The 24,344-nt window shown below is 50.2% G+C and carries 23 protein-coding genes and 2 pseudogenes; 10 read left to right on the top strand and 15 right to left on the bottom strand.

Annotation, left to right across the window (positions count from 1 at the left end; translation table 11 throughout):
- Positions 1 to 29: 29 nt before the first annotated feature.
- Positions 30 to 1,796, bottom strand: a complete 1,767-nt coding sequence (locus ACTHTS_RS00765; RefSeq protein WP_440368898.1) for an ABC transporter ATP-binding protein/permease — start codon at positions 1,794 to 1,796, stop codon at positions 30 to 32.
- 238 nt (positions 1,797 to 2,034) lie between these two features.
- Here ACTHTS_RS00765 and ACTHTS_RS00760 point away from each other — a divergent pair, with 238 nt between their 5' ends.
- The 3 genes from ACTHTS_RS00760 to ygfZ all read left to right on the top strand — a co-directional run bounded on the left by ACTHTS_RS00760 (position 2,035) and on the right by ygfZ (position 6,000).
- The gene (locus ACTHTS_RS00760) at positions 2,035 to 4,257 is read left to right on the top strand and encodes a TonB-dependent receptor (protein WP_440368896.1); all 2,223 of its coding nucleotides are present in this window, start codon (positions 2,035 to 2,037) and stop codon (positions 4,255 to 4,257) included.
- Between the two features lie 199 nt (positions 4,258 to 4,456).
- Positions 4,457 to 5,020 carry a peptidylprolyl isomerase gene (locus ACTHTS_RS00755; RefSeq protein WP_070629721.1) on the top strand — a complete coding sequence of 188 codons (564 nt, stop codon included), beginning with the start codon at positions 4,457 to 4,459 and terminating at the stop codon, positions 5,018 to 5,020.
- Positions 5,021 to 5,142: 122 nt separating this feature from the next.
- Positions 5,143 to 6,000 (top strand): CAF17-like 4Fe-4S cluster assembly/insertion protein YgfZ, encoded by an 858-nt coding sequence (gene ygfZ, locus ACTHTS_RS00750; protein WP_440368893.1) that lies wholly within the window; start codon positions 5,143 to 5,145, stop codon positions 5,998 to 6,000.
- A gap of 113 nt (positions 6,001 to 6,113) precedes the next feature.
- On the opposite strand, the gene alaS is transcribed toward ygfZ, so the two are convergent.
- Entirely contained in the window at positions 6,114 to 8,738 is a 2,625-nt protein-coding gene (alaS, locus tag ACTHTS_RS00745) for an alanine--tRNA ligase (RefSeq protein WP_440368891.1), read from the bottom strand.
- A gap of 250 nt (positions 8,739 to 8,988) precedes the next feature.
- On the opposite strand from alaS, the gene ACTHTS_RS00740 reads away from it, so the two are divergent.
- Complete coding sequence (locus ACTHTS_RS00740) at positions 8,989 to 10,119, top strand: polyamine ABC transporter substrate-binding protein (protein ID WP_440368889.1); 1,131 nt, start codon at positions 8,989 to 8,991, stop codon at positions 10,117 to 10,119.
- A 166-nt stretch (positions 10,120 to 10,285) separates the two neighbouring features.
- Here the strand turns inward: ACTHTS_RS00740 and ubiE are convergent, their stop codons facing one another.
- From ubiE to ilvD, 7 genes are all read right to left on the bottom strand, one after another.
- Entirely contained in the window at positions 10,286 to 11,023 is a 738-nt protein-coding gene (gene ubiE, locus ACTHTS_RS00735) for a bifunctional demethylmenaquinone methyltransferase/2-methoxy-6-polyprenyl-1,4-benzoquinol methylase UbiE (RefSeq protein ID WP_440368887.1), read from the bottom strand.
- A gap of 29 nt (positions 11,024 to 11,052) precedes the next feature.
- Positions 11,053 to 11,355: a ribonuclease Z gene (locus tag ACTHTS_RS00730; protein ID WP_440368885.1), complete on the bottom strand. Its 303-nt coding sequence runs from the start codon at positions 11,353 to 11,355 to the stop codon at positions 11,053 to 11,055.
- Between the two features lie 83 nt (positions 11,356 to 11,438).
- Positions 11,439 to 11,870: a gamma-butyrobetaine hydroxylase-like domain-containing protein gene (locus ACTHTS_RS00725; protein WP_440368883.1), complete on the bottom strand. Its 432-nt coding sequence runs from the start codon at positions 11,868 to 11,870 to the stop codon at positions 11,439 to 11,441.
- 1 nt (position 11,871) lies between these two features.
- Positions 11,872 to 12,105, bottom strand: a complete 234-nt coding sequence (locus tag ACTHTS_RS00720; RefSeq protein ID WP_070585675.1) for a cytochrome b6 — start codon at positions 12,103 to 12,105, stop codon at positions 11,872 to 11,874.
- A gap of 76 nt (positions 12,106 to 12,181) precedes the next feature.
- Positions 12,182 to 13,471 (bottom strand): CAP domain-containing protein, encoded by a 1,290-nt coding sequence (locus ACTHTS_RS00715; RefSeq protein ID WP_440368881.1) that lies wholly within the window; start codon positions 13,469 to 13,471, stop codon positions 12,182 to 12,184.
- Between the two features lie 69 nt (positions 13,472 to 13,540).
- A complete protein-coding gene (locus tag ACTHTS_RS00710) occupies positions 13,541 to 13,672 on the bottom strand; it encodes a hypothetical protein (protein WP_256388404.1) in 132 nt (43 codons plus the stop codon).
- Between the two features lie 69 nt (positions 13,673 to 13,741).
- A complete protein-coding gene (gene ilvD, locus ACTHTS_RS00705; protein WP_003746398.1) occupies positions 13,742 to 15,601 on the bottom strand; it encodes a dihydroxy-acid dehydratase in 1,860 nt (619 codons plus the stop codon).
- 278 nt (positions 15,602 to 15,879) lie between these two features.
- Here ilvD and ACTHTS_RS00700 point away from each other — a divergent pair, with 278 nt between their 5' ends.
- A complete protein-coding gene (locus ACTHTS_RS00700) occupies positions 15,880 to 16,443 on the top strand; it encodes a YceI family protein (RefSeq protein WP_070645956.1) in 564 nt (187 codons plus the stop codon).
- A gap of 97 nt (positions 16,444 to 16,540) precedes the next feature.
- Here the strand turns inward: ACTHTS_RS00700 and ACTHTS_RS00695 are convergent, their stop codons facing one another.
- On the bottom strand, positions 16,541 to 17,488 hold the full coding sequence (locus ACTHTS_RS00695; protein ID WP_070826940.1) for a bile acid:sodium symporter family protein: 948 nt from the start codon (positions 17,486 to 17,488) through the stop codon (positions 16,541 to 16,543).
- A gap of 150 nt (positions 17,489 to 17,638) precedes the next feature.
- Positions 17,639 to 18,520 (bottom strand): NAD(P)H-hydrate dehydratase, encoded by an 882-nt coding sequence (locus ACTHTS_RS00690; RefSeq protein ID WP_440368878.1) that lies wholly within the window; start codon positions 18,518 to 18,520, stop codon positions 17,639 to 17,641.
- A 53-nt stretch (positions 18,521 to 18,573) separates the two neighbouring features.
- Between ACTHTS_RS00690 and ACTHTS_RS00685 the strand changes: the two genes are divergently transcribed.
- The 5 genes and pseudogenes from ACTHTS_RS00685 to ACTHTS_RS00665 all read left to right on the top strand — a co-directional run bounded on the left by ACTHTS_RS00685 (position 18,574) and on the right by ACTHTS_RS00665 (position 21,432).
- Complete coding sequence (locus ACTHTS_RS00685) at positions 18,574 to 19,230, top strand: cytochrome b/b6 domain-containing protein (protein WP_440368876.1); 657 nt, start codon at positions 18,574 to 18,576, stop codon at positions 19,228 to 19,230.
- A 229-nt stretch (positions 19,231 to 19,459) separates the two neighbouring features.
- Entirely contained in the window at positions 19,460 to 19,708 is a 249-nt protein-coding gene (locus ACTHTS_RS00680) for a hypothetical protein (protein WP_371492765.1), read from the top strand.
- Positions 19,709 to 19,749: 41 nt separating this feature from the next.
- Positions 19,750 to 20,079 carry an NGK_0946 family protein gene (locus ACTHTS_RS00675; protein ID WP_371492767.1) on the top strand — a complete coding sequence of 110 codons (330 nt, stop codon included), beginning with the start codon at positions 19,750 to 19,752 and terminating at the stop codon, positions 20,077 to 20,079.
- Between the two features lie 90 nt (positions 20,080 to 20,169).
- Positions 20,170 to 20,313, top strand: a pseudogene (locus ACTHTS_RS00670) (beta-ketoacyl-ACP synthase); the annotation flags it as partial.
- A 123-nt stretch (positions 20,314 to 20,436) separates the two neighbouring features.
- Positions 20,437 to 21,432 (top strand): annotated as a pseudogene (locus ACTHTS_RS00665) (IS5 family transposase).
- 187 nt (positions 21,433 to 21,619) lie between these two features.
- On the opposite strand, the gene ACTHTS_RS00660 reads toward ACTHTS_RS00665, so the two are convergent.
- From ACTHTS_RS00660 to ACTHTS_RS00645, 4 genes are all read right to left on the bottom strand, one after another.
- Positions 21,620 to 22,144, bottom strand: coding sequence for an RDD family protein (locus tag ACTHTS_RS00660; protein ID WP_440368873.1), 525 nt, complete (start codon positions 22,142 to 22,144; stop codon positions 21,620 to 21,622).
- Positions 22,145 to 22,235: 91 nt separating this feature from the next.
- Positions 22,236 to 22,655 carry a hypothetical protein gene (locus tag ACTHTS_RS00655; RefSeq protein WP_003746427.1) on the bottom strand — a complete coding sequence of 140 codons (420 nt, stop codon included), beginning with the start codon at positions 22,653 to 22,655 and terminating at the stop codon, positions 22,236 to 22,238.
- A gap of 146 nt (positions 22,656 to 22,801) precedes the next feature.
- Positions 22,802 to 23,803: a DNA polymerase III subunit delta gene (gene holA, locus ACTHTS_RS00650; RefSeq protein ID WP_440368871.1), complete on the bottom strand. Its 1,002-nt coding sequence runs from the start codon at positions 23,801 to 23,803 to the stop codon at positions 22,802 to 22,804.
- Positions 23,803 to 24,282 (bottom strand): LPS-assembly lipoprotein LptE, encoded by a 480-nt coding sequence (locus ACTHTS_RS00645; RefSeq protein ID WP_440368869.1) that lies wholly within the window; start codon positions 24,280 to 24,282, stop codon positions 23,803 to 23,805. The genes holA and ACTHTS_RS00645 overlap by 1 nt, the downstream gene beginning before the upstream one ends.
- Between the last annotated feature and the right edge of the window lie 62 nt (positions 24,283 to 24,344).

Here is a 24,344-nt window from a genome sequence, read left to right as displayed (position 1 = left end):
TTTCAGACGGCCTTTGGTATGCCATTAATTCAGCATTGTACATGACCGACATCGAGGCATAAATCATGGAATTCGTTGAGTGTGCTGCGGTGGCCGATACTGATGATGATGCTGTCGGGTAGTTTTTGCTTTAAGGCACGGTAGAGCACGGCTTCGGTCGGTTCGTCCAAGGCGGCGGTGGCTTCGTCGAGCAGGATGACTTTGGGCTGTGAGAGCAGGGCGCGGACGAAGGCGACGCGTTGCAGTTCGCCTGGGGAGAGTTTGTGCTGCCAGTCATCGGTTTTATCTAATTTATCGACCAGATAACCTAATCGACAAGTATTCATGGCGTCGGCTAACTCGGGATGTTGTTTGTCGATGTCGGGATAACAAATCGCATCGCGCAGGCTGCCTTGCGCTGTGTACGGGCGTTGCGGCAGAAATAGGATGTCTTGAAGCGGCGGATGGCTGACTTTACCGCTGCTGCCGAAAGGCCAAAGCCCTGCCAGCGCGCGCAGCAACGAAGTTTTGCCGCAACCGCTTGGGCCGCGTATCAGCAGGGAGTTGCCGTTTTTGAGGTTGATATTGATACCGTCTAATAAAACTTCGCCGTTGTGGCGGTATAGGGCAACGTTTTCTAAGATCAGGCCGTCTGAAACTTCGGTAAGGTCGGGTTGTCGTGCGGTGTGTTTTTCTTCCGTACTCAGCAAAAAGCCGTACAGACGTTCCAATCGGGCGCGGTAGGCGGTGAATTTGTTGTAGAACATTCGAAAGAAAGACAGCGCGTTTTGCAGTCGTGCGAAAGCTTGGACGGTCTGCTGGATGTCGCCGATTTTGATTTGTCCGGCAAACAGTCGCGGAGCTTGCAAAATAATGGGGAAGAGTTTGATGCCGTTGGTGAACATATCGTTGAAGCCGCTCAGGCAGACACTTTGTCGCGCAATGTGCCAACGGTTGCGGATAATGGCTTTAAAGCGGTCGGAAAGCTGGTCGTGTTCGTGTTTTTCGCCGCTGTAAAACGCCACGCTTTCGGCGTGGTCGCGTACGCGGATGAGGGAATAACGGTAGTCGCCGTTAAGCTTTTCGTTTTCATAGTTGTAACGAATCAAAGGATTGCCTATCCACATGGCGATAAAGGTCGCCAAAATCACGAAAATAAAGACAAACCAAACAATGCCGCGCGGAATGTCGAAGCCGAACACGGTCAGGATGCCTGCTAAGCCCCACAAAACAACGGCAAATTCCAGCGAGGTAACGACCGAATTGACCATGCCGCGCACAAATTCTATGGTCGAGGCGATGAAATCCTGTGCGTCCTGTTGGATACGCTGGTCGATGTTGTCCGGCGCGTGGCGGCGCATTTGCAGGCGGTAGTAGTTTTTGTCGGCAAGCCAGCGTGAAGTCAAAACTTCATTGAGCCGCTCCGACCATTTAATCGCCAAGCCTTGATCGAGAAAGTCGTTGACGACGTTGTTAAACGCCCGTATCAACACCACGCCTGCATTCATCGCTGCAAACATCCAAAACGCGGAGGCATTCAAATCTTGCATCGAGTCGTAAAGCCCTTTGGACATAAAGGTACTCAACACATTCAGCCGTACTTCGGTTAACAGCAGCGTAATCATCGCCGTAATCAGCAGCAATACTTTAACTGCACTTTTCGGCGTCAGACACAGCCGCAGGATATAGCTAAACTCGCGCCCGAAGCGTGTGTTGCGTGCAAAAAACAGAATGACCGCCGAGGCTGCAGCGACCATCAATAAGGTCTGCAATAGCCAAGACGGCGTGGAATAAAGCTCGATTTGCCATTTTTGCATGGAGTGTTCTCTGAAAGGATGTAAAGGCCGTCTGAAAGAACGGCAAATTTATTTGACTATGGTAACTGTAATAATAGTTTTCTGAACTGTTGTATTTTTGTATTTACAAACGGTTCTTATTTGTTTTTGTGGAAAGCAGAAATCTTATCAAATATAATCGCAAAACCAAATTACTTTGTAATTTTTTACTCGATATAAGAAATAAGAATTATTAATATTTCAAACCAGAAGGTATTTTATGAACAGCAAATTAGCCCTGATGCCGCTTTTGATTATGAGCGCATTTTCTTATGCCGCCGATGAAGCGACACCCGAAACCCCCGTGCAACAGCAGTTGCAGGAAGTCAATGTCCGCGCTGACGCCAAACGCGTCAAAGCCGCCCGTTCTTATTCCATCGCCAGCGACGGCGACTTGCGCGACCGCGTGAACTTGGGCGTATTGGGCAAAGCCAACGCCTTTACCGCGCCGATTACCGTTGTCAACTACGACGAACAAGCCCTCAACAACACCGAAGCGCGTACTTTAGTGGATGCCGTAGCGAAAAAAGATGCTTCCGTATGGCAGTTCGGCGGCGAAAGCAACACGCTGACCGGCCTGTATTTCCGCGGTTATCAGCTTGATGCGCGCCAATTCAGCGTCAACGGTTTGGCAGGCATGTACGGCACGCAAGGTACGGCCAGCGTGCAAGTCGGCTCCGCGCAACTGATTAAAGGCGCGTCCACTGCCGTAAACGGTATGGACCCTGAAGGCGCGGTATCCGGTTCCGTCAATATCGAAACCAAAAAAGCCGCCGATGAAGGCAACCGCAAAATCGGTTTGGGCTGGTTCAGCAACAACCGCGCCCAAGGTACGTTCGATTTAGGTCAACGCTTTGGCGAAAACAAAGAATTTGGCGTGCGCGCCAACGGCAAACTGCGCCATGGCGACACTCCGCGTCACGGTTACAGCGAAGACAACAAAGAATTTGCATTGAATGCTGATTATCGCGGCGAAAAAGTGCGTGTGGCGTTCGATTCCATCTACGCGAAACGCAAAACCAACGGCGGTCGCGCGCGTATGCAGGACATTCAAAACGCCAACGGCCGCTTGTTTGATGCGCCTGAAGGCAAAGTGAATCTCGCTCCGAGCTGGCAGGCTCAAAACACGCGCGGTCAGACCAATATGCTGACTTTTGAATGGGATGCGTTTGAAAATGCCCAAATTACAGGCGGTATCGGCTACAACAATGCACGTTATTACGGTAATTTCGCCTCTCCTACCGTCACAAGCAGCGGTTTGACCTACAATTCCGGTCGCGCGCGTTTGACCGACCAGCGTTTTAAAACGCTCAGTATGAATCTGACTGCACGCGGCGAATTTGAAACCGGTCCGGTAAGCCACAACTGGAGTACCGCATTTGACCGCATCGACCGCAAACGCACTACTTATCAAGGTGCACGTCAAACAAGAAGCAGCGTTATCGATCCGAGCATCGACATTCCTACTCAATTGGCAAAATTGGATTCCAACTTAGGCAGCGCATGGAATACAACACCTTCATTGGATACTGTAATCAAAGTAAACAGTTTGGCGGTATCTGACACGCTTGGTTTTGCCGACAATAAATACCGCCTCACTTTGGGCGGACGTTTCCAAGCCGTCGAGCAGAAAAACAAATTAAACGGCCGCAAAGCGGATGCGAGCCGTTTCAGCCCGATGTTGATGGCGGCATGGGTTCCGCAGCCTGACTTGGTGGTTTACGGAAACTATATGGAAGATTTGGAGCCGTCCGACATCCGTACCGATGATGACGGTCATGTAACGATGGCAGATCCGCGTGTCAGCCGCCAATTTGAAGTCGGCGTACGCAAAAACTGGGGCGACTTTGTAACCACTTTAAACGCGTTCCAAATCAAACGCCCGGGCTACTGGCGCGGCAACACGACTTCAGGAACTGATTTCGCAGCGCGCAAAAATGCGGGCTTGGCTTATAGCGGTTCTGAGCAAGGTATGGAACGCAGCCGCGGTATCGAATTCAATACCTATGCCAACTTGTTGAATAAAACCCTGCGTCCGACTTTCGGTCTGATGTATCTGCAATCGACTGTAAAAGATTATCCGAATTTCGCCGACAATCTTGTTAACGGCGTACAAGTTGCCAACCCGCGCGTGATTGCCAAAGCAGGCGTGGAATGGGACACCCCGTTTGCCAAAGGTCTGACCTTGAACGGCAACGTTTCGTATTTCGGCAAGTCTTACCAAGACACGCAAAAACAATACGCCTTCCCATCCTATACCTTGGTTGACGTAGGCGCGCGCTACAAAACCAAACTCGGCAAAAATACTTTAACCGTCAGCAGCTCGGTAGAAAACCTGTTCAACAAAAACTACTGGCAGGTGCAACGCGGCCAATACGACCGCAGCTTCGCCGTCGTCGGTATGCCGCGCACTTATTGGCTGAAAGCGGAGTTGGATTTCTAATCTGATTTCGGTTTGACCGTAATAGCAGGCCGTCTGAAAGGGAATGATAAAAAGCAAGAATTTAGTTTTTATCCCTTTTCAGACGGCCTGATTTAATTACCTTATGGGTTTTGCTTGAAAAATCTTACATGTTTTTTATGGATTTCACGCGAAACAAGGTTAATATTCCATTTTCACAATACATTATTCGAGAAGACATATGAAAAAATCCATCAAACTGACCCTGTGCGCCCTCGCACTCTCACTTTCCGTGCAAGCGCAAGCGGTTACCCATGCCGTGATTGAAACCAATATGGGTAACATCCAACTGGAATTAGATGAAGTCAAAGCGCCGAAAACCGTGGCAAACTTTGTCAATTACGCCAAAAAAGGTTTTTACGACAACACGATTTTCCACCGCGTTATCGACAATTTTATGATTCAAGGCGGTGGGTTTACCGAGAAAATGGTTCAAAAATCCACCGATAAAGCCATCAACAACGAAGCAGACAACGGCTTGAAAAATAACGTCGGCACCATCGCCATGGCGCGCACCGGCGATCCGAATTCAGCAACCAGCCAGTTTTTTATCAATACAGCCGACAACGACTTTTTGAATTTCAAAAGCAAAACCCCTCAAGGCTACGGCTATGCCGTTTTCGGTAAAGTCACTTCCGGCATGGATGTCGTCCGTAAAATCAGCAAAGTGAAAACTGCGACACGCGGCTATCATCAAGACGTTCCAACCGAAGCCGTGATTATCCGTAAAGTCAGCATCAAATAATTTTGATTGCTTGAATCCAAACAACAGGCCATCTGAAACATTCAGACGGCCTGAATTTATTTATTTGATAATAAGCGGCAATTTGGGCGATAATTCAGCATCTACCATTTAAGGAGTCGATTATGCAAACCCGCCTGCCTTTTTTCGGCGTTGTCCGCGTCAGCGGTGAAGACAGAGCTTCATTTCTTCATGGTCAATTATCCAACGATATTAATAATTTAGCTATCGGTCAGGCATGTTACGCTACATACAATACACCTAAAGGCCGTGTGTTGGCGAATATGTTGGTCGTCAATCGCGGAGAAGATTTACTGTTGGTCATGGCTCAAGATTTGACCGAAGCGATTGTCAAACGCCTGAGAATGTTTGTCTTGCGTGCAAAAGTCGTCTTCGAGCTGATGCCTGATTTAGCAGTCAGCGGCGAGTTGGCAGACAATGCAGAACCTCATTCTGCTACTGAACCGCAACTGTCTTTCCCAGCTCAAATTCAAGAAAACACCGTAGAAATTGCCTTGCCGCACACAGGCCGTCTGAAAATCTCAGCAGCCGAAAACGCAGCCGAATATCAAGCAGGAGCCGAAAACGCGTGGAACCTGCACGAAATCCGCAGCGGCTATCCGTGGATTTGCGCCGCAACCAAAGAAGCGGCTGTTGCCCAAATGCTCAACCAACATATCATCGGCGCAGTCCATTTCCGTAAAGGCTGCTACCCCGGCCAAGAAATCATCGCCCGCGCCCAATACCGAGGCCAAGTGAAACGCGGCCTGGCCGTATTAAGCGGCGATTCTTTAGAAGCCGCCGGTATTGCCATCAAAGTCGGCGAGGAAGAAGCAGGCTTTATTCTTAATACTGCACTCACAGAGCAAGGCAGCCTCAGCCTCGCCGTTATCAAGTTTTCCGCAGCAGAAGCAGCATTGACCGATGCAGACGGTAATGCTTTGAAACAGGAAGAACTGTTTTTTACGGTTGAGAAAGATTGATTGTCAGCTGATTGAATAAAAAGCTTAAATTTAAGGATTAATCAGCTTGAAATGAAAACAAAAAGGCCGTCTGAAATTCAGACGGCCTTTTGATTACAGCATTAAATCAACAATTAAGCCAGTTTTTCACTTACCCAATTTTCAATGCTTGCCAATGTCTCAGGCAATTTGTCGGTATCTGTACCGCCGGCTTGTGCCAAGTCAGGACGGCCGCCGCCTTTGCCGCCGACTTGTTCGGCTGCAAATTTAACCAGATCGCCTGCTTTGACTTTGGCGGTCAACGGTTTGGATACACCTGCGCACAGGGAGACTTTGCCGTCGTTTACTGCGGCGAGCAATACGATGGCTTGTTCTGATTTGCCGGTCAAGTCGGTCACGATTTCGCGCAGGGCTGCGGCATCGGCTTCGATTTGGGCGGCGACGAGTTTGGCTGCGCCCAGGTCTTTTGCATCGTCCAAGAGTTTGGCACCTGCATGGACGGCGAGTTCGGCTTTGGTGCGTGCCAATTCTTTTTCCAATGCTTTGGCGTGTGCCGCGCCTGCTTGGATTTTCGCCAGTACGTCTTTTTCGGTTTGGGCTTTGGTTTCGGCAATAATGTCTTTAACCAAACGCTCTTGTTCTTGCGCCCATTTGAGTGCATTCAGGCCGGTGATGGCTTCGATACGGCGCACGCCTGCGGCAATACCGCCTTCGCTGATGATTTTGAAGAGGCCGATGTCGCCGGTGCGTGAAACGTGTGTACCGCCGCACAATTCGGTAGAGAAACCGCCCATTTGCAATACGCGGACTTCGTCGCCGTATTTTTCGCCGAAGAGCATCATGGCGCCGGTTTTTTGGGCATCTTCCATGCTCATAATGGCTGCATTGACGGCAACGTTGGCCAAAATGGCTTCGTTGACGCGGCGTTCTACTTCGGCGATTTCTTCGGCAGTGACCGCTTGAGGATGGGAAATGTCGAAACGGGTGGATTCGGCGGTAACCAAAGAGCCTTTTTGTTCAACGTGTTTGCCCAATACATCGCGCAGGGCTTTGTGCATCAAGTGGGTTGCGCTGTGGTTGCGCATATTGGCATTGCGGATTTCGTCATCCACTTTGGCGGTAACGCTGTCGCCGACTTTCAGACGGCCTGAGGTTTGTACGCCGAATTGGCCGAATACGGCCGCTTTGATTTTTTGGGTATCGTGTACTTCAAAGCGGTTTTCGCCTGCGAAGATATAGCCGACGTCGCCGACTTGACCGCCGGATTCTGCATAGAACGGGGTAAAGTCGATTACGATGGCACCTTCGTCGCCTTCGTTCAATTCGTTGACTTGTTCGCCGTCTTTGTAGAGGGCGAGGACTTTGGATTCGGTTTGGCGTTTGCTATAACCTTTAAACTCGGTATCTTGACCGTCGTAAGGCAGTTGGGCGTTGGCTTTGAAGCTTTGTGCGGCGCGTGCGCGTGCGCGTTGGGCTTCCATTTCGCGCTCGAAGCCTGCTTCGTCCAGTTCGATATTGCGTTCGCGGCAGATGTCGGCAGTCAAGTCGTATGGGAATCCGTAGGTATCGTAGAGTTTGAAGATGATTTCGCCGTCGAGTTTTTTGCTGCCTTTGGCCAACGCGTTTTCCAACAAAGCCATACCGGTTTCCAGAGTTTGGGCAAAACGGCTTTCTTCGTTTTTCAACGCTTCTTCGATTTGAGTTTGTTTTTCTTTCAATTCAGGGTAGGCATCGCCCATCTCTTTAACCAAATCGGCCACCAGTTTGTGGAAGAATGGTTTGCTTTGACCCAGTTTGTAACCGTGGCGCACGGCGCGGCGGATAATGCGGCGCAATACGTAGCCGCGGCCTTCGTTGGAAGGCAATACGCCGTCTGCAATCAGGAATGAGCAGGAGCGGATGTGGTCGGCGATGACTTTCAGGCTTGGTTCTTTCATGCTGAAAGGCGCGCCGGTTTCGCGGGCAACGGCTTTGAGAAGGTCTTGGAATAAGTCGATTTCGTAGTTGCTGTGAACATGCTGCATGACGGCGGCCATACGTTCCAAGCCCATACCGGTATCAACGGAAGGCTTAGGCAGCGGATTCATATTGCCTTGTTCGTCACGGTTGAACTGCATGAATACGCAGTTCCAAATTTCGATCCAGCGGTCGCCGTCTTCTTCAGGGCTGCCCGGAATGCCGCCCCAGATTTCTTCGCCGTGGTCGTAGAAAATTTCGGAGCAAGGACCGCAAGGGCCGGTATCGCCCATTTGCCAGAAGTTGTCGGATGCGTATTTTGCACCTTTGTTGTCGCCGATGCGGACGATACGCTCGGCAGGCATGCCGATTTCGTTCAGCCAAATGTTGTAGGCTTCGTCGTCTTCTGCGTAAACGGTTGCCAAGAGTTTGTCTTTAGGGATGTTCAACCATTCAGGAGAAGTCAGGAATTCCCAAGCGAAGTGGATCGCGTCGCGCTTGAAGTAGTCGCCGAAGGAGAAGTTGCCCATCATTTCGAAGAAGGTGTGATGGCGGGCGGTGTAGCCGACGTTTTCCAAGTCGTTGTGTTTGCCGCCTGCGCGTACGCATTTTTGCGCGGTAGTGGCGCGGTTGTATGGGCGTTTGTCAAAGCCGAGGAATACGTCTTTAAATTGGTTCATGCCTGCGTTGGTAAACAGCAGGGTCGGGTCGTCGTGTGGCACGAGCGAGGAAGAGCGGACGATGGTGTGGCCTTTAGATTCAAAAAATTTCAGGAATTTTTGGCGTAGTTCGGTGGTTTTCATAATGTCTCGATAAATTTTTTACAAGGATTTCAGACGGCCCGGACGGCGCGTTGCGATTAAAAACGAATGGGCGTTATCTTACCGCAAAACCATATTTCAAGCTATCGGCAGAAAGGTTTTAAGTTGGCTGCAATCTGTCTTTCAGACGGCCTTAAGCGGGGCGATATCTTTTAACAATGAAGCCTATCCGCTCGGGCTTGCCTGCTTTATAATGCCTCTCTATTTTCAACCGGATACGCAAGGAATGATAATGACCAAACATCTGCCCCTCATCGTACTGACTGCGCTGGCACTGGCCGGCTGCGGCGGCTCGGACAAAACTTCTGCCGACAAGGCGGCTCAAACCGATAATCAAAAGGTATTGAGCATTTACAACTGGTCGGAATATGTTGATCCCGAGACGGTTGCCGCGTTTGAGAAAAAACACGGTATCGCAGTAACTTACGATGTATATGACAGCGATGAAACACTGGAAAGCAAGGTATTGACCGGCAAGTCGGGTTACGACATCGTGGCTCCTTCCAATGCGTTTGTCGGTAGGCAGATTAAGGCAGGTGCGTATCAGAAAATCGACAAATCCCTGATTCCCAACTATAAAAACTTGAATCCTCAGTTAATGAAACTGATGGAAGGCGTTGATCCGAACCACGAATATGCCGTTCCGTTTTATTGGGGTACTAACACCTTCGCTATCAATACCGAGCGTGTGAAAAAGGTTTTGGGCACGGATCAGCTGCCGGACAATCAATGGGATTTGGTGTTTAACCCCGAATACACGTCCAAACTCAAGCAATGCGGCATCAGCTATTTGGACAGCGCAGCGGAGATTTATCCTATGGTATTGAACTATATGGGTAAAAATCCAAACAGTAGCGAAACGACGGATATTAAGGCGGCTACGGAAGTTTTGAAGAAAAACCGTCCGTACATCAAGCGCTTTACCTCGTCCGGTTTTATTGATGATTTGGCGCGCGGCGATACTTGCGTAACGATTGGCTTTGGCGGAGATTTGAACATTGCCAAACGTCGTGCCGAAGAAGCAGGCGGCAAGGAAAAAATCCGTGTGATGATGCCGAAAGAAGGCGTGGGGATTTGGGTGGATTCGTTTGTGATTCCGAAAGATGCCAAACATGTGGCCAATGCCCATGCGTATATCAATGATTTCTTAGATCCTGAAGTTGCGGCGAAAAACGGCAATTTTGTTACTTATGCGCCGTCCAGCAAACCGGCTCAAGAGCTGATGGATGAAGAGTTTAGAAACGACAATACGATTTTCCCGACTGACGAGGATTTGAAAAACAGCTTTATCATGGTGCCTATCCAACCGGCGGCATTGAAATTTATGGTCCGTCAATGGCAAAGCGTAAAAGCAGGGACATAAGCTGATTTGAACATATTAAGGCCATCTGAATGGTGTAACCGAAATCCTTGATTTCGTTTTACGGCTGTTCAGACGGCCTTTGGTTTGTGTCAGATTGGCTTGGATAAGGTTTAAACACAAAGGGCGTGTCTATCAATCACGCCCTTTGTGTTTGCTTCAGACGGCCTTAGAATTTCACGCCTTTATGCAGGGCGACGATGCCTGCGCTCATGTTGTGGTAATCCACGCTGTCGAAGCCTGCATCCAGCATCATTTGCTTCAAGGTTTCTTGGTCGGGGTGCATACGGATGGACTCAGCGAGGTATTGGTAGCTGTCGGCATCTTTGGCAATCAGTTTGCCCATAATCGGCAACAGTTTGAAAGAGTAGAGGTCGTATACGCCTTCCAAAGGTTTGTACACTTTGGAGAATTCCAACACCAGCAGGGTGCCGCCCGGTTTCAATACGCGGTACATCTCTTTCAGCGCGGCATCTTTGTGCGTCATGTTGCGCAGGCCGAACGCGACGGAAACCAGATTGAAATAGCTGTCGGGGAACGGCAATTTTTCAGCGTCTGCCAACGATACGGGCAGAATCATGCCTTCGTTGAGCAGGCGGTCGCGGCCGACCGTCAGCATGGAGGAGTTGATGTCTGTCAGCCAAACTTCGCCTTCTTTACCCACACGTTTCGCCCAGCCTCGGGACAAATCGCCTGTACCGCCGGCGATGTCCAATACTTTGTCGCCTTTTTTCAGGCGGGCGGTATTGATGGTGAAATGTTTCCAAACACGGTGCAGACCGCCGGACATTACGTCATTCATAATGTCGTAGTTTTTTGCCACGGAGTGGAAGACTTCGGCAACTTTGCCTGCTTTTTCGTCTTCGTCAACGGTAGAGAAGCCGAAATGGGTTTTGTGGTCGCTCATAGTGTCTGCCTTCTTAAAATAATACGGATTCAGATATCGAATACGTCGAAATCGCCAACCACTTTCGACGCGGGAAATATAGTTTGTGCCTGCTGCTCCAGCATCAGGCGTTGCTCTTCTTCGGTATAACGTGCGCTGATGTGGGGCAGGTAAAGTTGTTTCACATTGGCTTGCAAAGCCAGCTTGGCGGCATCGGATACGGTCGAATGGAACACTCGTTCCGCTGTCTCTTCATTGCCTGCCGCAAAGGTTGCTTCATGCACCAAAACATCTGCATTTTGCGCGGCGCGTACTGCTTGCAGGCAGGCTTTGGTATCGCCGAAGATAGCCACTACTCGTCCTTTTTGGGGCAGAGAGAGGAATGTTTTGCCGTCAATGATCCTGCCGTCGTCCAATGTTACGGTCTCGACTTTTTTCAGACGGCCTTTCCGCCGCAACCGCCGCTACCGCAGGAATGCGTGTGTTTGGGTTTCAAATCTTCGGCACTTGGCATTCTGGACGCACCGGCTTTCTCGAGGCGGTCGAGATAGTCTTGCCAAAGCGCATCTTGATTATGCGCCAGTCGGTAGAGATAGTCCCAATCGTAAAGGCCGCTGTTATGGCCGTCTGAAAAAGTAATTTTCAATGCGTATTGGCCGACAGGTTCTAAATCGGTAATGCTGACTTCGGCTTTGCCGGTTTGCAAAACATCTTGACCTGGACCGTGTCCGCGCACTTCCGCACTGGGCGAGTACACGCGCAGGTATTCGGCAGGAAGGCTCTTGGCACCGTCAACATAGACCAAAGTCAGTACGCGCCGATCTTGCTGGAGGCGGATTTCTTGTGGAATTTTATCGGCTTGGGTCATGTCATGCTCCGTTCTTTTTACGCAAATAGGCAACACGTACAGAAAAAATACCGCCAAGTACGGCAAACAGCACGATTGCGTAGAGTGAAAACCGTATCAGGCTCACTTGCGTGCCCGCCGTCAGCCCCAAAGGCAGTAACATGACGGCAACGAACAGTAAAAATGCGGCCAACATGGCGGCAATGCTGGCAAAGGCATAGCGGGTATTGGCTGCTGTTTGCGGATGTTTGGTCATATTGGATAGCTTGCCGTAGGGTGGTGAGGCGGTATTTTATCAGCTTTTTGGTGCTTCATGCCGTCTGAAAACGGCTTTATTTCCATAAATAAAGTGTAATGGCGCGCCTGTCTTCGCCTTCGGGCATTAAGCGGATGCTGCTGCCTTTGCTTCCGTTGACACGGATAATGATGCCGCCCGCCTGCCGCTCGATGATGTCGAGTTGGGTGTCGCGGTTCATGCGGTAGTTGTAGCGTTCGCATTGCTTCAAGCACCAAAAATCCTGCCAATGGATAAAATATTTTTGTCCGGACTCGATGGCCAGCGTTTCGCCGCCTTTGACGATGAAGTAAGGATAATCGGGTTTTTGTGTGCTGAATGTCCATTCGGCCGTTCTGTCTTTTCCGTTTTGACGGTATTCGAACACGGCACGGTAGTCGGTGTCGTATTCCAATGGCTGTAAAGGAAACAGCGCAAATTGGCGTTCGGTCAGGAGGCGGTTTGGGTCATTATCTTTATCTAAGATTTTGACGTCTCTGATTTCTTTTGTGCCCTGATACAGTTTGAACGAACGCATTTTGACCGGAGGCGATTGTTCTGAGAAGGCGATGCTGACCGGATTGCCGGTCATTTCATAATGCGGCATAGGGTCGGGACGTTCGCCATGGAAAACCGGCGAGGCAAAATTGCCTTGCGGATAGGTGATGTAAGGCCGGAATTTGCGGTTGGAGATTTCATCAGCATAAACAATGGCATGGCCATGACAGGCATCTTGATAAAACGAACGGCTGAGGTTGGATAGGGGGCGGTTTTTTTGGCAGAGGCTGTTGAATCTGCTGTCGCCTTGATTGATGCTCAACGCGATTTGTTTGCCTTGTGATTCAAATGCCGCTCCGGCCTCGTCGATATTTTGATCGAGCAAGGAGAGGCGGTGGTAAATCGCCGTCATCAGATTGTCCAGCTGATGTTGGGCAGGTAGATGGTCGTTGATTTTTTCGTTTGGCGGATGCTGGCCGGTACTGACGTTTTCATGCACGCCTTTATAGGCATAACCGGCTTTGTGCGTGCGGTCTGATGGGCGTGGGCCTGTATAAAAGGGATTGCGTGTATTTTTTTCGTCATGTCCGTCGTCAGGGTTTTGCAGCAGATAGCGGGCATGATTGCGCGCGGCGCGTTCGAGTGTGTCTGAGTGCGCCAGTGCGGGCAGATTGGCTGAGGAGCGGAGGAAGTTTAAATACGCCAAGGCATCAAAATCGGCAACGGCAGTACGATTTTGCGGCGGTTGGGCGTAGATAAGCTGGTCTTCGGAATAGCGATGGGTTTCGTAGTATTGGAATATGCCGAGGGCAACGGCAAAACCACCCAGCCAGTAAAGAATGTGTTTCATTATATGTACTGCGTTCAGACGGCCTTGAGTATGTAGATGTTTCCCCTTGAAACTCATGCCGTTAAATGATTATTTTGATAGCGGCTTGACTTGGAATGCTTCAGGATGGGATTTGAAATATTCGACAGCGATAAATCCGCCGCCAATAATAATCAAGAGGGCAATGGCCATGCCGATCATCGCTAAAATGAATTTGTCCATATGTGTCCGTTTGAATGAAGGCCGTCTGAAACACTTGAAAGCGTTCAGACGGCCTTAAAGTCAGGTTAATTAACGTTCGATTTGCGATACGTCGCGTACTGCGCCTTTGTCGGCGGAAGTCGCCATTGCGCCGTAGGCACGCAGGGCTGCGGAGACGTAGCGGTCGCGGTTTTCCGGTTTCCACGCTTTGCTGCCGCGTGCTTCCATTTCGGCGCGGCGTGCGGCAAGCTCTTCATCGGAAATGACAAGGTGGATGCTGCGGTTTGGAATGTCGATTTCGATGGTGTCGCCTTCGTGTACCAAACCGATTGCGCCGCCTTCTGCCGCTTCAGGCGAAGCGTGACCGATGGACAGGCCGGAAGTACCGCCGGAGAAGCGACCGTCGGTCAGCAGGGCGCAGGCTTTGCCCAAACCTTTGGATTTCAGGTAGGAAGTCGGGTACAGCATTTCTTGCATGCCCGGGCCGCCTTTAGGGCCTTCATAGCGGATGATGACGATGTCGCCAGCCACGATTTGGTTGCCCAAAATACCTTCTACTGCGTCTTCTTGGCTTTCAAACACGCGGGCGCGGCCGGTAAATTTGAGGATGCTCTCGTCCACGCCTGCGGTTTTCACTACACAACCGCGCTCGGCGATATTGCCGAACAATACTGCCAAGCCGCCGTCTTGCGAGTAGGCATGCTCAACATCGCGGATACAGCCTTTTTCGCGGTCGAGGTCGAGGGTTTTCCACATACGGTTTTGCGAGAACGCCTGAGTAGTGCGCACGCCGCCGGGAGCCGCTTTGAAACGCTCGATAGCGTGGGTGTTTTCAGGGTTGGTCACGTCCCATTTTTCAATCGCGTCTTTCAGTGTCGGCGCGTGGATGGTGTACACGTCGGTGTGCAGTTTGCCTGCTTTGTCCAGTTCTTTCAGGATGGCGAAAATGCCGCCGGCGCGATGCACGTCTTCCATGTAGTAGTCGTGGTTGTTTGGCGCGGTTTTGCAGATGCAAGGTACAACGCGGCTTAAGCGGTCGATGTCTGCCATTTTGAAATCCACGCCCGCTTCGTTGGCAACGGCGAGCAAATGCAGGATAGTGTTGGTGGAGCCGCCCATGGCGATGTCCATGGTCATGGCATTTTCAAACGCTTTTTTAGTGGCAATACTGCGCGGCAATACGGTTTCGTCGTCTTGCTCGTAATAGCGTTTGGTGATTTCGACGATCATGCGGCCGGCTTCGAGGAATAATTCTTTGCGGCCTGCGTGGGTAGCCAGATAAGAACCGTTGCCCGGCAGGGAAAGGCCGAGTGCTTCGGTCAGGCAGTTCATGGAGTTGGCAGTAAACATGCCGGAGCAGGAGCCGCAAGTCGGGCAGGCGTTTTGCTCGACTTCTTCGACTTGTTTGTCGCTGATATTGTCGTCTGCCGATTCGATCATGGCATCAATCAAGTCCAAACGGCGTTCGGGCTGAATATTGGCCACGCCGATAACTTTACCGGCTTCCATCGGGCCGCCGGAAACGAAGATGGTCGGAATGTTCAGGCGCATGGCGGCAATCAGCATGCCCGGGGTGATTTTGTCGCAGTTGGAAATGCACACCAGCGCGTCGGCGCAGTGGGCGTTGACCATGTATTCGATGGAGTCGGCAATCAGGTCGCGGCTGGGCAGGGAGTAGAGCATACCGCTGTGGCCCATGGCGATACCGTCGTCAATGGCGATGGTGTTGAATTCTTTGGCAATGCCGCCGGCTTTTTCGATTTCACGGGCAACCAGTTGACCCATGTTGTGCAGGTGCACATGGCCTGGGACGAATTGGGTGAAGGAGTTGGCAATGGCGATAATCGGTTTGCCGAAGTCGGTTTCCATGACGCCGGTTGCACGCCACAATGCGCGCGCGCCTGCCATATTGCGGCCGTGGGTAGAGGTTTTGGAGCGGTATTCAGGCATTTTTGTTCCTTTGTTTTATGCTGAGGCCGTCTGAAATAGGCTGGTTGGTTGGCGGCCCGTTGTAGAAATAACTCGGTATTTTATACCAATTACGAGCGATGAAGCACGCTATTTTGTAATAAAACTAAACTGTATTTGCTTCACCTGAATTTGCTGCTCACTTCTTCGGATGGCCTGAAGTTTTCTTAGGATGAAACGTTGTCTTTCTCATTTGCAAAAGATGTTGGCATCAAAAAGTGATATGATAGGGAACTTCTCACATTTCTAAGGATAAGACGATGAAAAAAATCATGTTTGCATTGTGTTCGGCCATGTTGGCTTCTGCTGCGTCTGCCGCTGTTTATAAAGTGGACGAATTTCATGCCAATGCCCGCTTTGCCATCGACCATTTCAACACCAGCACCAACGTCGGCGGTATTTATGGTTTGACCGGCAATTTGGAATTTGATCGTGCCAAACGCCAAGGCTCAATCGATATCGTATTGCCTTTGTCCAAACTGCAAACCGGTTCAGATCGCTTTACTCAACATTTGAAATCTGCCGATATTTTCAATGCAGACAAATACCCTGAAATCCGTTTTGTATCCACCAAATTCAATTTCAACGGCAAAAAATTGCTGTCTGTTGACGGCAACCTGACCATGAACGGCAAAACTGCGCCGGTGAAACTCAAAGCCGACAAATTCAACTGCTACCAAAGCCCGATGGCAAAAGCAGAAGTGTGCGGCGGCGACTTCAGCACCACCATCGACCGTACCAAATGGGGTTTGGATTATTTGGTAAGTGCCGGCATGAGCAAAAAAGTTAACATCAATATCCAAATCGAAGCAGTGAAACAATAATCCTGCTTGATTTTAAAATAAAGGCCGTCTGAACAGCTTAGGCAGAAATCGTTGATTTCGTTTATGCCTGTTCAGACGGCCTGATGATTAAAGGCGTTTAGGATTCTTTATTTTTATCGGCTTTGGCTGCCCAATAAGTTGCCAAGAGTGAGCCGGAGATATTGTGCCACACGCTGAACAATGCGCTGGGAACGGCAACAACCGGAGCGGCGGCAAAGTGTGCGGCGGCAAGCGCGGCGCCTAAGCCCGAGTTTTGCATACCGACTTCGATGGCCAGCGTTTTTTGTGCATCATAAGGCAGGCCGGTCCATTTAGCGGCAAAGAAGCCGAGCAGATAGCCGATGCCGTTGTGGAGTACGACAACCGCGAAAATCAGCAGGCCGCTTTCAATAATCTTGCCTTTGCTGGCACCGACGACCGCGCCGATAATCAGCACGATGGCGGCAACGGAAACCAGCGGCAGCGCGTCGGTCAGTTTTTCAGTTTTGTTGCCCAAGACTTTATGGACAATCAAGCCCAAAACGATGGGGAACAAAACCATTTTGACGATGGACATCAACATACTGCCCGCTTGGATTTCCAGCATTTCACCGGCAAGCATCAGGAAGATGGCGGGGGTCAGCAATGGGGAAATCAGGGTGGAAACCGATGTAACGGCAACCGACAAAGCCACATTGCCGCGCGCCAGATAAGTCATTACATTGGAAGCCGTACCGCCCGGGCAGCAGCCGACCAAAATCACACCGACTGCGATTTCGGCAGGCAGGTTCAACAGTTTGGCCAGCAGATAGGCGGTTGCAGGCATGATGGCGAATTGGGCAATCACGCCGATAATGACGGCTTTGGGATGTTTGAACAAAATGTCAAAGTCGGAGGGTTTAAGGGTCAAGCCCATACCGAACATGATGATGCCCAGAAGCCAAGGAATGTAAGGGCCGACCCATTTGAAGGTATCGGGTGCGAAAAAAGCGATACCGGCAAAGAGCGCAGCCCAAAGGGAAAATGTTTTTCCAATAAAGTTGCTGATTTTATTGAGGATACTCATGATAATATGTTGTGAAGTTGTTTTTAAGGGAAGTCAAGGATACACGCCTTAACCTTAATTTGCAAAATGACTTAAAAATAAACCAGGCCGTCTGAAAATAGAGATTGATTTTCAGACGGCCTGCAATTTGTATTTATGATATAGACGGTATTATTCTTTTGATAAAATATTGCGCAGCCATCGGGCGGCAGGTGCGATTTCTCCGGCGAGCATGCCGGTTTCGATTTGGCTGCTGTGTTTGATGACATCGGCTGCCGCTCCGTGTAGCCATACGCCGGCGCAGGCGGCTTGGAATGCCGGAATGCCTTGTGCCAGCAGGCTGCCGATAATGCCGCTCAAGACATCGCCGCTGCCTGCGGTGGCCAAACCGGCATTGCCGCTGGTGTTGGTATAGACCATGCCGTCTGCCGTGGCTACCAATGTATGATGACCTTTCAATACGACGGTTGCGCCATATTTACGGCTGATTTCGGTCACGGCTTTTTGCCTGTCGGCTTGAACTGATTGGGTATCGGTACCGAGTAGGCGTGCAGCTTCTGCCGGATGAGGTGTCAGGACGATATGTTTGTACGATTTGAGGCGTTCGGCCAATTCGGAAGAACGGGCCAGCAGTGTCAAAGCATCTGCATCGAGCAATAAAGGCCGGTCATGGTGTGTCGACAGGATTTTGGGCAGTAGCTGCTCTGATAATCTGTCCAAACCGAATCCGCAGCCGATTACCCGTGCGCTGACATCGTTGCGCTCCATCAGTTGGGTTGCAGTGGCGAGCATGATTTCAGGGCGTTCGGGAATGATGGCAAAAGGCAGCGTAGCTTGGTTGAAGCCTGCCCAAACCTTGCCGCACCCTTGATACATGGCGGCTGTGGCTGCCAAAACCACTGCGCCGCTCATCCCCGTTGCGCCACCGATAATGGCAAGCGTGCCGTATGTGCCTTTGTGCGATTCTTGGGCGCGGGGGCGGAATACGTCGGGAAATGCTAAGGCCGTCTGAAAAGCTTGAAGCGATTCGGGAAACGTGTAGATGGGCTGCATGGCGTAACCTTCCAAGATAAGAAATTTAATTTTAAATCAGAAAGTAAAAGGTAATGAAGCAAAAAATAAAAGTTTGGGACGCACCTACGCGCCTGTTCCATTGGCTCTTGGTGTTATTGATGGGATTCATGTGGTACAGCGCCACCCAAGGCGGCGATATGCTGATATGGCACTTGCGCGGCGGCTTGTTGATGCTGGCTTTGGTGGTTTTCCGCTTGTGTTGGGGGATGTGGGGCAGCGATACGGCAAAATTCAGCCGATTTGTGCGTCCGTTTTCCGAAATCCGCCGCTATACGCAAGGCCAAATGTCTGAAGACGAATTGGTCGGCCACAATCCTTTGGGCGCGCTGATGGTCATCGCTTTATTGGCTGCCTTGGTTTTTCAGACGGCCACAGGCTTATTTGCCGCCGATGAAAATACGTTTACCAATTCCGGCTTTTTGAATCATTTTGTCAGCGAACACGCCGGTAAGCTGGCGCGAAAAATCCATGTCAATTTCTTTAATGTCTTGGCTGTTTTGGTGGGCGTGCATATTGCGGCTGTTTTGCTGTATCGTTTTGTGAAAAAACAGGATTTGATTACGCCGATGATTAACGGCTTTAAAATCATTGATGCCCAGCAGCCTAAATTGGCCGGAATGGGACAACTGCTTGCCGCTTTGTTGGTAGCGATTGCGTTAGTGTGCGCAGTATGGATGTTGCGCGGCTAGTATTGAAGGGTTTTATGCAGAATTTGATATTTTTAAAAGCATGTTGAATATTGATAAGAATATAGTTAATTATGTGATTATCACAAGGAGAAAATTACTTAAACTTGTGTCTTTTTATCTTCAATTATCTATGAAAATATAAAATTCAATTGCCAACTTCATAAAAATAATATAAAGTGAGTGGGCTTAATACAATCTAACTCATTTTTGGTAAATAAGTGAATCTGTTATGTTGAATAAAACCATTTTGATGTCCCTCTTGTTGGCTGCTTTAACAGGCTGTGTTACCTACGGTGATCAACGTTTCTATCCTTCCCAAGAGCAAGAAGCTGCGATGCAGGCTAATTCTCGTAGAGTACAGGATGACGAACGTGTTGAGCGTGCTGAGCGCCGTCGTGAACGTCGTGAAGAAATGATGGATGAAGCTGATGCTATCAAACGTGCCTACGGCGATCGCAAAGTATATATCCTCCACTAACTTATGATTTAACGTAATTATTATTTCTTAGGTAAAAAAATATGAAAAAAACAATTGCTGTCCTGCTTTTATCCTCTATGGTAGTAACTGGTTGTGCTACCCAAGGAAACTCTGTTGGTGATATGGCAATCGGTGATGATTCCGCAGCCATCAAAGCCGGTCGTAATCGTGCTTCTGCACAATTGTCTCGTGCCGAGTTGGAGCAACATCGTCGTCAACGTGCTAACGTTTCTGAAGAATTGGCACTTGAGCGTGAGAAACGCGCCAACAAGCGTGACCAAGTTAATGGAGCAATGGGTACCGCAGCTGGGGCTGTTGGTTTAGTCGGTAGTATTGCTGGTACTGCTGCATTGCTTAAAGCATGGTTCTAATTTAATAGAACTTATAAAAACGGCCAATTGTGTATTGGCCGTTTTTATTTTTCTATATAAACAATTATGACCTTTATCTTAACTTTTACATTGGAAAACATCGATCCGCGTTGCGGCAAGGTAGATTACATCCAAACAGGCGGATGTGAGATTCAAACCGATTATGTGGTCAGCAATAACTTTGCTTTTGGCGGCGTCAATACTTCGCTGGTGTTCAAACGTTGGCAAGAATAATTATTGCTTGATATTATGATTAAAGGCCGTCTGAAACTTATCTTGAGTTTCAGACGGCCTGAGACCTTTGCAAAATTCCCCAAAATCCCCTAAATTCCCACTAAGACATTTAGGGGATTTTCCATGACCACCTTCTTTCAGCAAACCGCCCAAGCCATGATCGCCAAACACATCGACCGTTTCCCGCTATTGAAGTTGGATCAGGTGATTGGCAGCCGATCGAACAATACCTGAATCGTCAAAGAACCCGTTACCTTAGAGACCACCGCGGCCGTCCCGCCTATCCCCTGTTATCCATGTTCAAAGCCGTCCTGCTCGGACAATGGCACAGCCTCTCCGATCCCGAACTCGAATACACCCTCATCACCCGCATCGATTTCAACCTCTTTGCCGTTTTGACGAACTGAGCATCCCCGATTACAGCACCTTATGCCGCTACCACAACTGGCTGGCGCAAGACAACACCCTGTCCGAACTGCTGGAACTGATTAACCGCCAACTGACCGAAAAAGGCCTAAAAGTAGAGAAAGCATCCGCCGCCGTTGTTGACGCCACCATTATTCAGACCGCCAACAGCGTCAGGCCATAGAAGTCGATGAAGAAGGACAAGTCAGCGGTCAAACCACACCGAGTAAAGATAAAGATGCCCGCTGGACAAAGAAAAACGGCTTATACAAACTCGGTTACAAACAACATACCCGTACCGATGCGGAAGGCTATATCGAGAAACTGCACATCACTCCCGCCAATACCCATGAGTGCAAACACCTGTCGCCTTTGCTGGAAGGGATAGCCGAAGGTACGACCATCTATGCCGATAAAGGCTATGACAGTGAGGAAAACCGGTAACATCTGGAAGAGCGTCGGCTGCAGGATGGCATTATGCGCAAAGCCCATCGTAAACATCCGCTGTCGGAAGCGCAAACCAAACGCAACCGATATTTGTCGAAAACCCGTTATGTGGTCGAACAAAGCTTCGGTACGCTGCACCGTAAATTCCGCTATGCCCGGGCATCCTATTTCGGGCTGCTCAAAGTGAGTGCGCAAAGCCATCTGAAGGCGATGTGTTTGAACCTGTTGAAAGCCGCCAACAGGCTAAGTGTGTCTGTTGCCGCCTAAAAGGCGGCCCGGATGCCTGATTAATCAGGTATCCAAGAGGGATTAAGGGGGTATTTGGGTAGAGTTAGGGAGTGATTGGTGGGGAAACAGCCGAAAACCTGTGTTGGGGTTTCGACTGTTGGGGGAAGGGCTATTTTGCAAAGGTCTCGGCCTTTATTTTATTTAGAGCTTGAGATGCTTGCGAATTTTATTCGTTTGTTTTCTTCTGATTTAAATCCACCAGCCTTGTTCCGGCCAAGAAATCGTAGAGGAACTGGTGGTCGGGATGGAACAGGGCGAAGCCCCATGGCAGGATGAGCCAAATAAGCGCGGCGCCGAATGCGCCTTTGGGTGGGATATTGAGCAGATGGCGCAATCCGGCGTAGGCAAACAGGGGAATGAAGACAATAAAAATGCTTGCCCAAATAAAGCGCAGGCGCAGCTGCGACAGGGGCGGCTGGGTATCGTTTTTATCGGCCAAACCGATTTTCCATGTCTGCATGGCGAGGGTTTGGCCTTTTTTGTGCCAGTTGGCGCGGAAGTAGAGCCACCATGCGTAGAACAGAATCAGGCAGGTTGTCAGCATGGACAGGCGCGTGGAAACGGGATTGAGAAAGATGGCGATAATACCGGCTGCAAGGGCGGCAATGCTGGTAACGGCGCCGGTCAGCAGAAGTTCGTAAACCAGTGCGGCGAGGCGGCGTTTGAGTGGGGCAGTGGGAAGACGGGTCATAATGCGATGGAAACGGAAATGGGTTTGATGGAAATAAAAACAGGCCGTCTGAAACGGGATAGGATGTTCAGACGGCCTGTTACTGTCGGGATTAGCGATGTGGACGTTTTTGACCGCGTGCCTGTTGGGCAGCCATTTGGTTCATTTCCTGACGGGTCGGACGTTTTTTGAAGATGGCGTGCGCTTCATCAACGGAACATTTTTGTGACAGGCAAACCAAGGTAATCGCGTCTTTCTGATGTTGGCCGCCGCTGTGGTACATACGGCGCAGGTTGGCTTCGTTGATACGGCCTTTTTCCGGATCGATGTCGAATTTTTTCAGGCGCTCGAGGAATTGGCGTTGCTGACGGCGTGAAGTCCAAACGAAACCGCCTGCGGCAGCGGCCACGATGATGACGGCCAACAGGATGGCCAGCGGCCATGAATCGACAATCAGAACGATGATGAGGCTTAATACGGCAGTGGTCAGCAGGGCCAGACCGCCGATGCGAAGTTTGGTTTTATTATCCATATGGTTGGTGTTTCCTTGTTTTTTGCTGGAAGAGGCCGTCTGAAATGCGAGGTTCAGACGGCCTGAATTTAAGTTTACGCTATTTTACAGTATTTTCTGTTTTTGGGGCGTATTGCGTGCAAGTTTCTTGACACGTGGCAACGGTTTCAAGCGGCCAGCGAAGTGACGAGCTGTTTGAACTCGGTCCATGCATCGCCTTCTTCCGCGCCTTTGATGATGCGGTCGATTTTGGCGCAGGTTTTGAGCGCGTCGAGTAGGCGGTTGATGAAAATGCGTTTGGCCGCCATCGGTGCAAGGGTCTGCTTGTCGCCCCATAAGCGCAGGCTGTTGCGCAGGCTTTGGATGTTTTGGCCTTGCTTGAGTGCGGCAGTCAGGCGGATTAGGGTGCGGATGTCTTCGGCAACTGCCCACAACAGCAAAACCGGCTCTTCGCCTTCTTCTTCCAAGCCGTCCAGCAAACGGGAAACGCGCAGGGCATCGCCTTTCATCCATGCGCCGGCCAGTTGGAATACGTCGAAGCGGGCGACGGTGGCAACCGCAGCCTCTGCATCGGCAATATTGATCAAATGGCCTTGGGGATGTAGCAGGGCGAGTTTTTCGATTTCCTGACGGGCGGCCAAAAGATTGCCTTCGACGCGCTCGGCAAAAAGGGCGAGTGCTTCAGGTTCGATATCCAAACCTTGCTGTTTCAGACGGCCATGTATCCATTGCGGCAAAGCATGTGGCGCAACGGCTTTGGCTTCTAAGACGATGCCTTTGCCTGCCAATGCGGAAAACCATTTGGACTGGATTTGCGCCTTTTCAAGCTTGGGTAGTAGGATGAGCGTAACCGTATCTTCGGGCAGGCGTTCGGCGAAGGCTTGCAGGGCATCGCCTCCGTTTTTGCCGGGTTTGCCGTTGGGAATGTGGATTTCCAGCAGTTTCAAATCGGCAAACAAACCTGCGCTGCCGGCACTTTGCAACAGCTCGTTCCAGTCAAAATTGTTTTCGGCGGTATAGACTTCGCGGTTGAGATAACCTTGTTTTTTTGCGGCTGCGCGCAGCGTATCCAAAGCCTCGATGCGCAATAAATCCTCTTCGCCGTGAATAATGTACAACGGTTTAAGCGGCGTATCGGGGCGCAGGCTCTCAATGGGCGCGGCAGCCATTATTGCGCCTTTAGGAAAGTCAGGCGGCGGACGATTTGATCTGCGGCATCGATGCGCATTTCAGACCAAATGCTTTCTTCCTCTTCCTGTTTGCCCAAAGCTTCGCTGTCGGTGTAATTCATGGTGCGGTGAACTTTAACTTCCATCGGTTCGCCAACCGGCTTGCCGCTGCGGAAGGCTTGGGTTTTGACGGTCATGTCCAGCAGGTATTCGTTGATCACGGCGGCACGGGTGATGGTGTAGATGTCGCGGCGTTGTTGAAAGTCGACAACACGCAGAGTGATTTGTGATTCGGCTTCGCTAACCGGATGGCCGTCAGCACGGCGTAAGGCATTTTCCAGCGCTTTTTGCATAACGGCTCCGCCTTCTACATGCCAGTTTTGATAAGGCAGCGGCTGTGAAGTCGCGCCTGTACCCTTCAGGTGGAAACCGCAAGAGGCAAGCAAGAGGACGAGTGCAGGCAATAGGATTTTTTTCATTGGATATTCCTTCGTTGAAACCGGTTACGGTATCGTCGGATTATAACGAATAATGTTTAGGC

The organism is Neisseria sp. P0019.S003, assembly GCF_051957115.1.
Lineage (GTDB): Bacteria > Pseudomonadota > Gammaproteobacteria > Burkholderiales > Neisseriaceae > Neisseria > Neisseria flavescens_D.
The sequence above is the reverse complement of the archived record's forward strand: the minus strand, read 5'-3'. Positions and strand labels throughout refer to the sequence as shown.

Excerpts from the sequence above, each read along its gene's own strand:
- ACTHTS_RS00715 (WP_440368881.1), bottom strand. The coding sequence starts at position 13,471 with ATGAAACACATTCTTTACTGGCTGGGTGGTTTTGCCGTTGCCCTCGGC.
- ACTHTS_RS00740 (WP_440368889.1), top strand. The coding sequence starts at position 8,989 with ATGACCAAACATCTGCCCCTCATCGTACTGACTGCGCTGGCACTGGCC.
- ACTHTS_RS00645 (WP_440368869.1), bottom strand. The coding sequence starts at position 24,282 with ATGAAAAAAATCCTATTGCCTGCACTCGTCCTCTTGCTTGCCTCTTGC.
- ACTHTS_RS00690 (WP_440368878.1), bottom strand. The coding sequence starts at position 18,520 with ATGCAGCCCATCTACACGTTTCCCGAATCGCTTCAAGCTTTTCAGACG.
- ACTHTS_RS00680 (WP_371492765.1), top strand. The coding sequence starts at position 19,460 with ATGTTGAATAAAACCATTTTGATGTCCCTCTTGTTGGCTGCTTTAACA.
- alaS (WP_440368891.1), bottom strand. The coding sequence starts at position 8,738 with ATGAAAACCACCGAACTACGCCAAAAATTCCTGAAATTTTTTGAATCT.
- ACTHTS_RS00760 (WP_440368896.1), top strand. The coding sequence starts at position 2,035 with ATGAACAGCAAATTAGCCCTGATGCCGCTTTTGATTATGAGCGCATTT.
- ACTHTS_RS00755 (WP_070629721.1), top strand. The coding sequence starts at position 4,457 with ATGAAAAAATCCATCAAACTGACCCTGTGCGCCCTCGCACTCTCACTT.
- ACTHTS_RS00710 (WP_256388404.1), bottom strand. The coding sequence starts at position 13,672 with ATGGACAAATTCATTTTAGCGATGATCGGCATGGCCATTGCCCTCTTG.
- ACTHTS_RS00720 (WP_070585675.1), bottom strand. The coding sequence starts at position 12,105 with ATGACCAAACATCCGCAAACAGCAGCCAATACCCGCTATGCCTTTGCC.
- ACTHTS_RS00660 (WP_440368873.1), bottom strand. The coding sequence starts at position 22,144 with ATGACCCGTCTTCCCACTGCCCCACTCAAACGCCGCCTCGCCGCACTG.
- ubiE (WP_440368887.1), bottom strand. The coding sequence starts at position 11,023 with ATGAGCGACCACAAAACCCATTTCGGCTTCTCTACCGTTGACGAAGAC.
- ACTHTS_RS00655 (WP_003746427.1), bottom strand. The coding sequence starts at position 22,655 with ATGGATAATAAAACCAAACTTCGCATCGGCGGTCTGGCCCTGCTGACC.
- ACTHTS_RS00675 (WP_371492767.1), top strand. The coding sequence starts at position 19,750 with ATGAAAAAAACAATTGCTGTCCTGCTTTTATCCTCTATGGTAGTAACT.
- ACTHTS_RS00725 (WP_440368883.1), bottom strand. The coding sequence starts at position 11,870 with ATGACCCAAGCCGATAAAATTCCACAAGAAATCCGCCTCCAGCAAGAT.
- ilvD (WP_003746398.1), bottom strand. The coding sequence starts at position 15,601 with ATGCCTGAATACCGCTCCAAAACCTCTACCCACGGCCGCAATATGGCA.
- ACTHTS_RS00685 (WP_440368876.1), top strand. The coding sequence starts at position 18,574 with ATGAAGCAAAAAATAAAAGTTTGGGACGCACCTACGCGCCTGTTCCAT.
- ACTHTS_RS00700 (WP_070645956.1), top strand. The coding sequence starts at position 15,880 with ATGAAAAAAATCATGTTTGCATTGTGTTCGGCCATGTTGGCTTCTGCT.
- holA (WP_440368871.1), bottom strand. The coding sequence starts at position 23,803 with ATGGCTGCCGCGCCCATTGAGAGCCTGCGCCCCGATACGCCGCTTAAA.
- ACTHTS_RS00765 (WP_440368898.1), bottom strand. The coding sequence starts at position 1,796 with ATGCAAAAATGGCAAATCGAGCTTTATTCCACGCCGTCTTGGCTATTG.
- ygfZ (WP_440368893.1), top strand. The coding sequence starts at position 5,143 with ATGCAAACCCGCCTGCCTTTTTTCGGCGTTGTCCGCGTCAGCGGTGAA.
- ACTHTS_RS00695 (WP_070826940.1), bottom strand. The coding sequence starts at position 17,488 with ATGAGTATCCTCAATAAAATCAGCAACTTTATTGGAAAAACATTTTCC.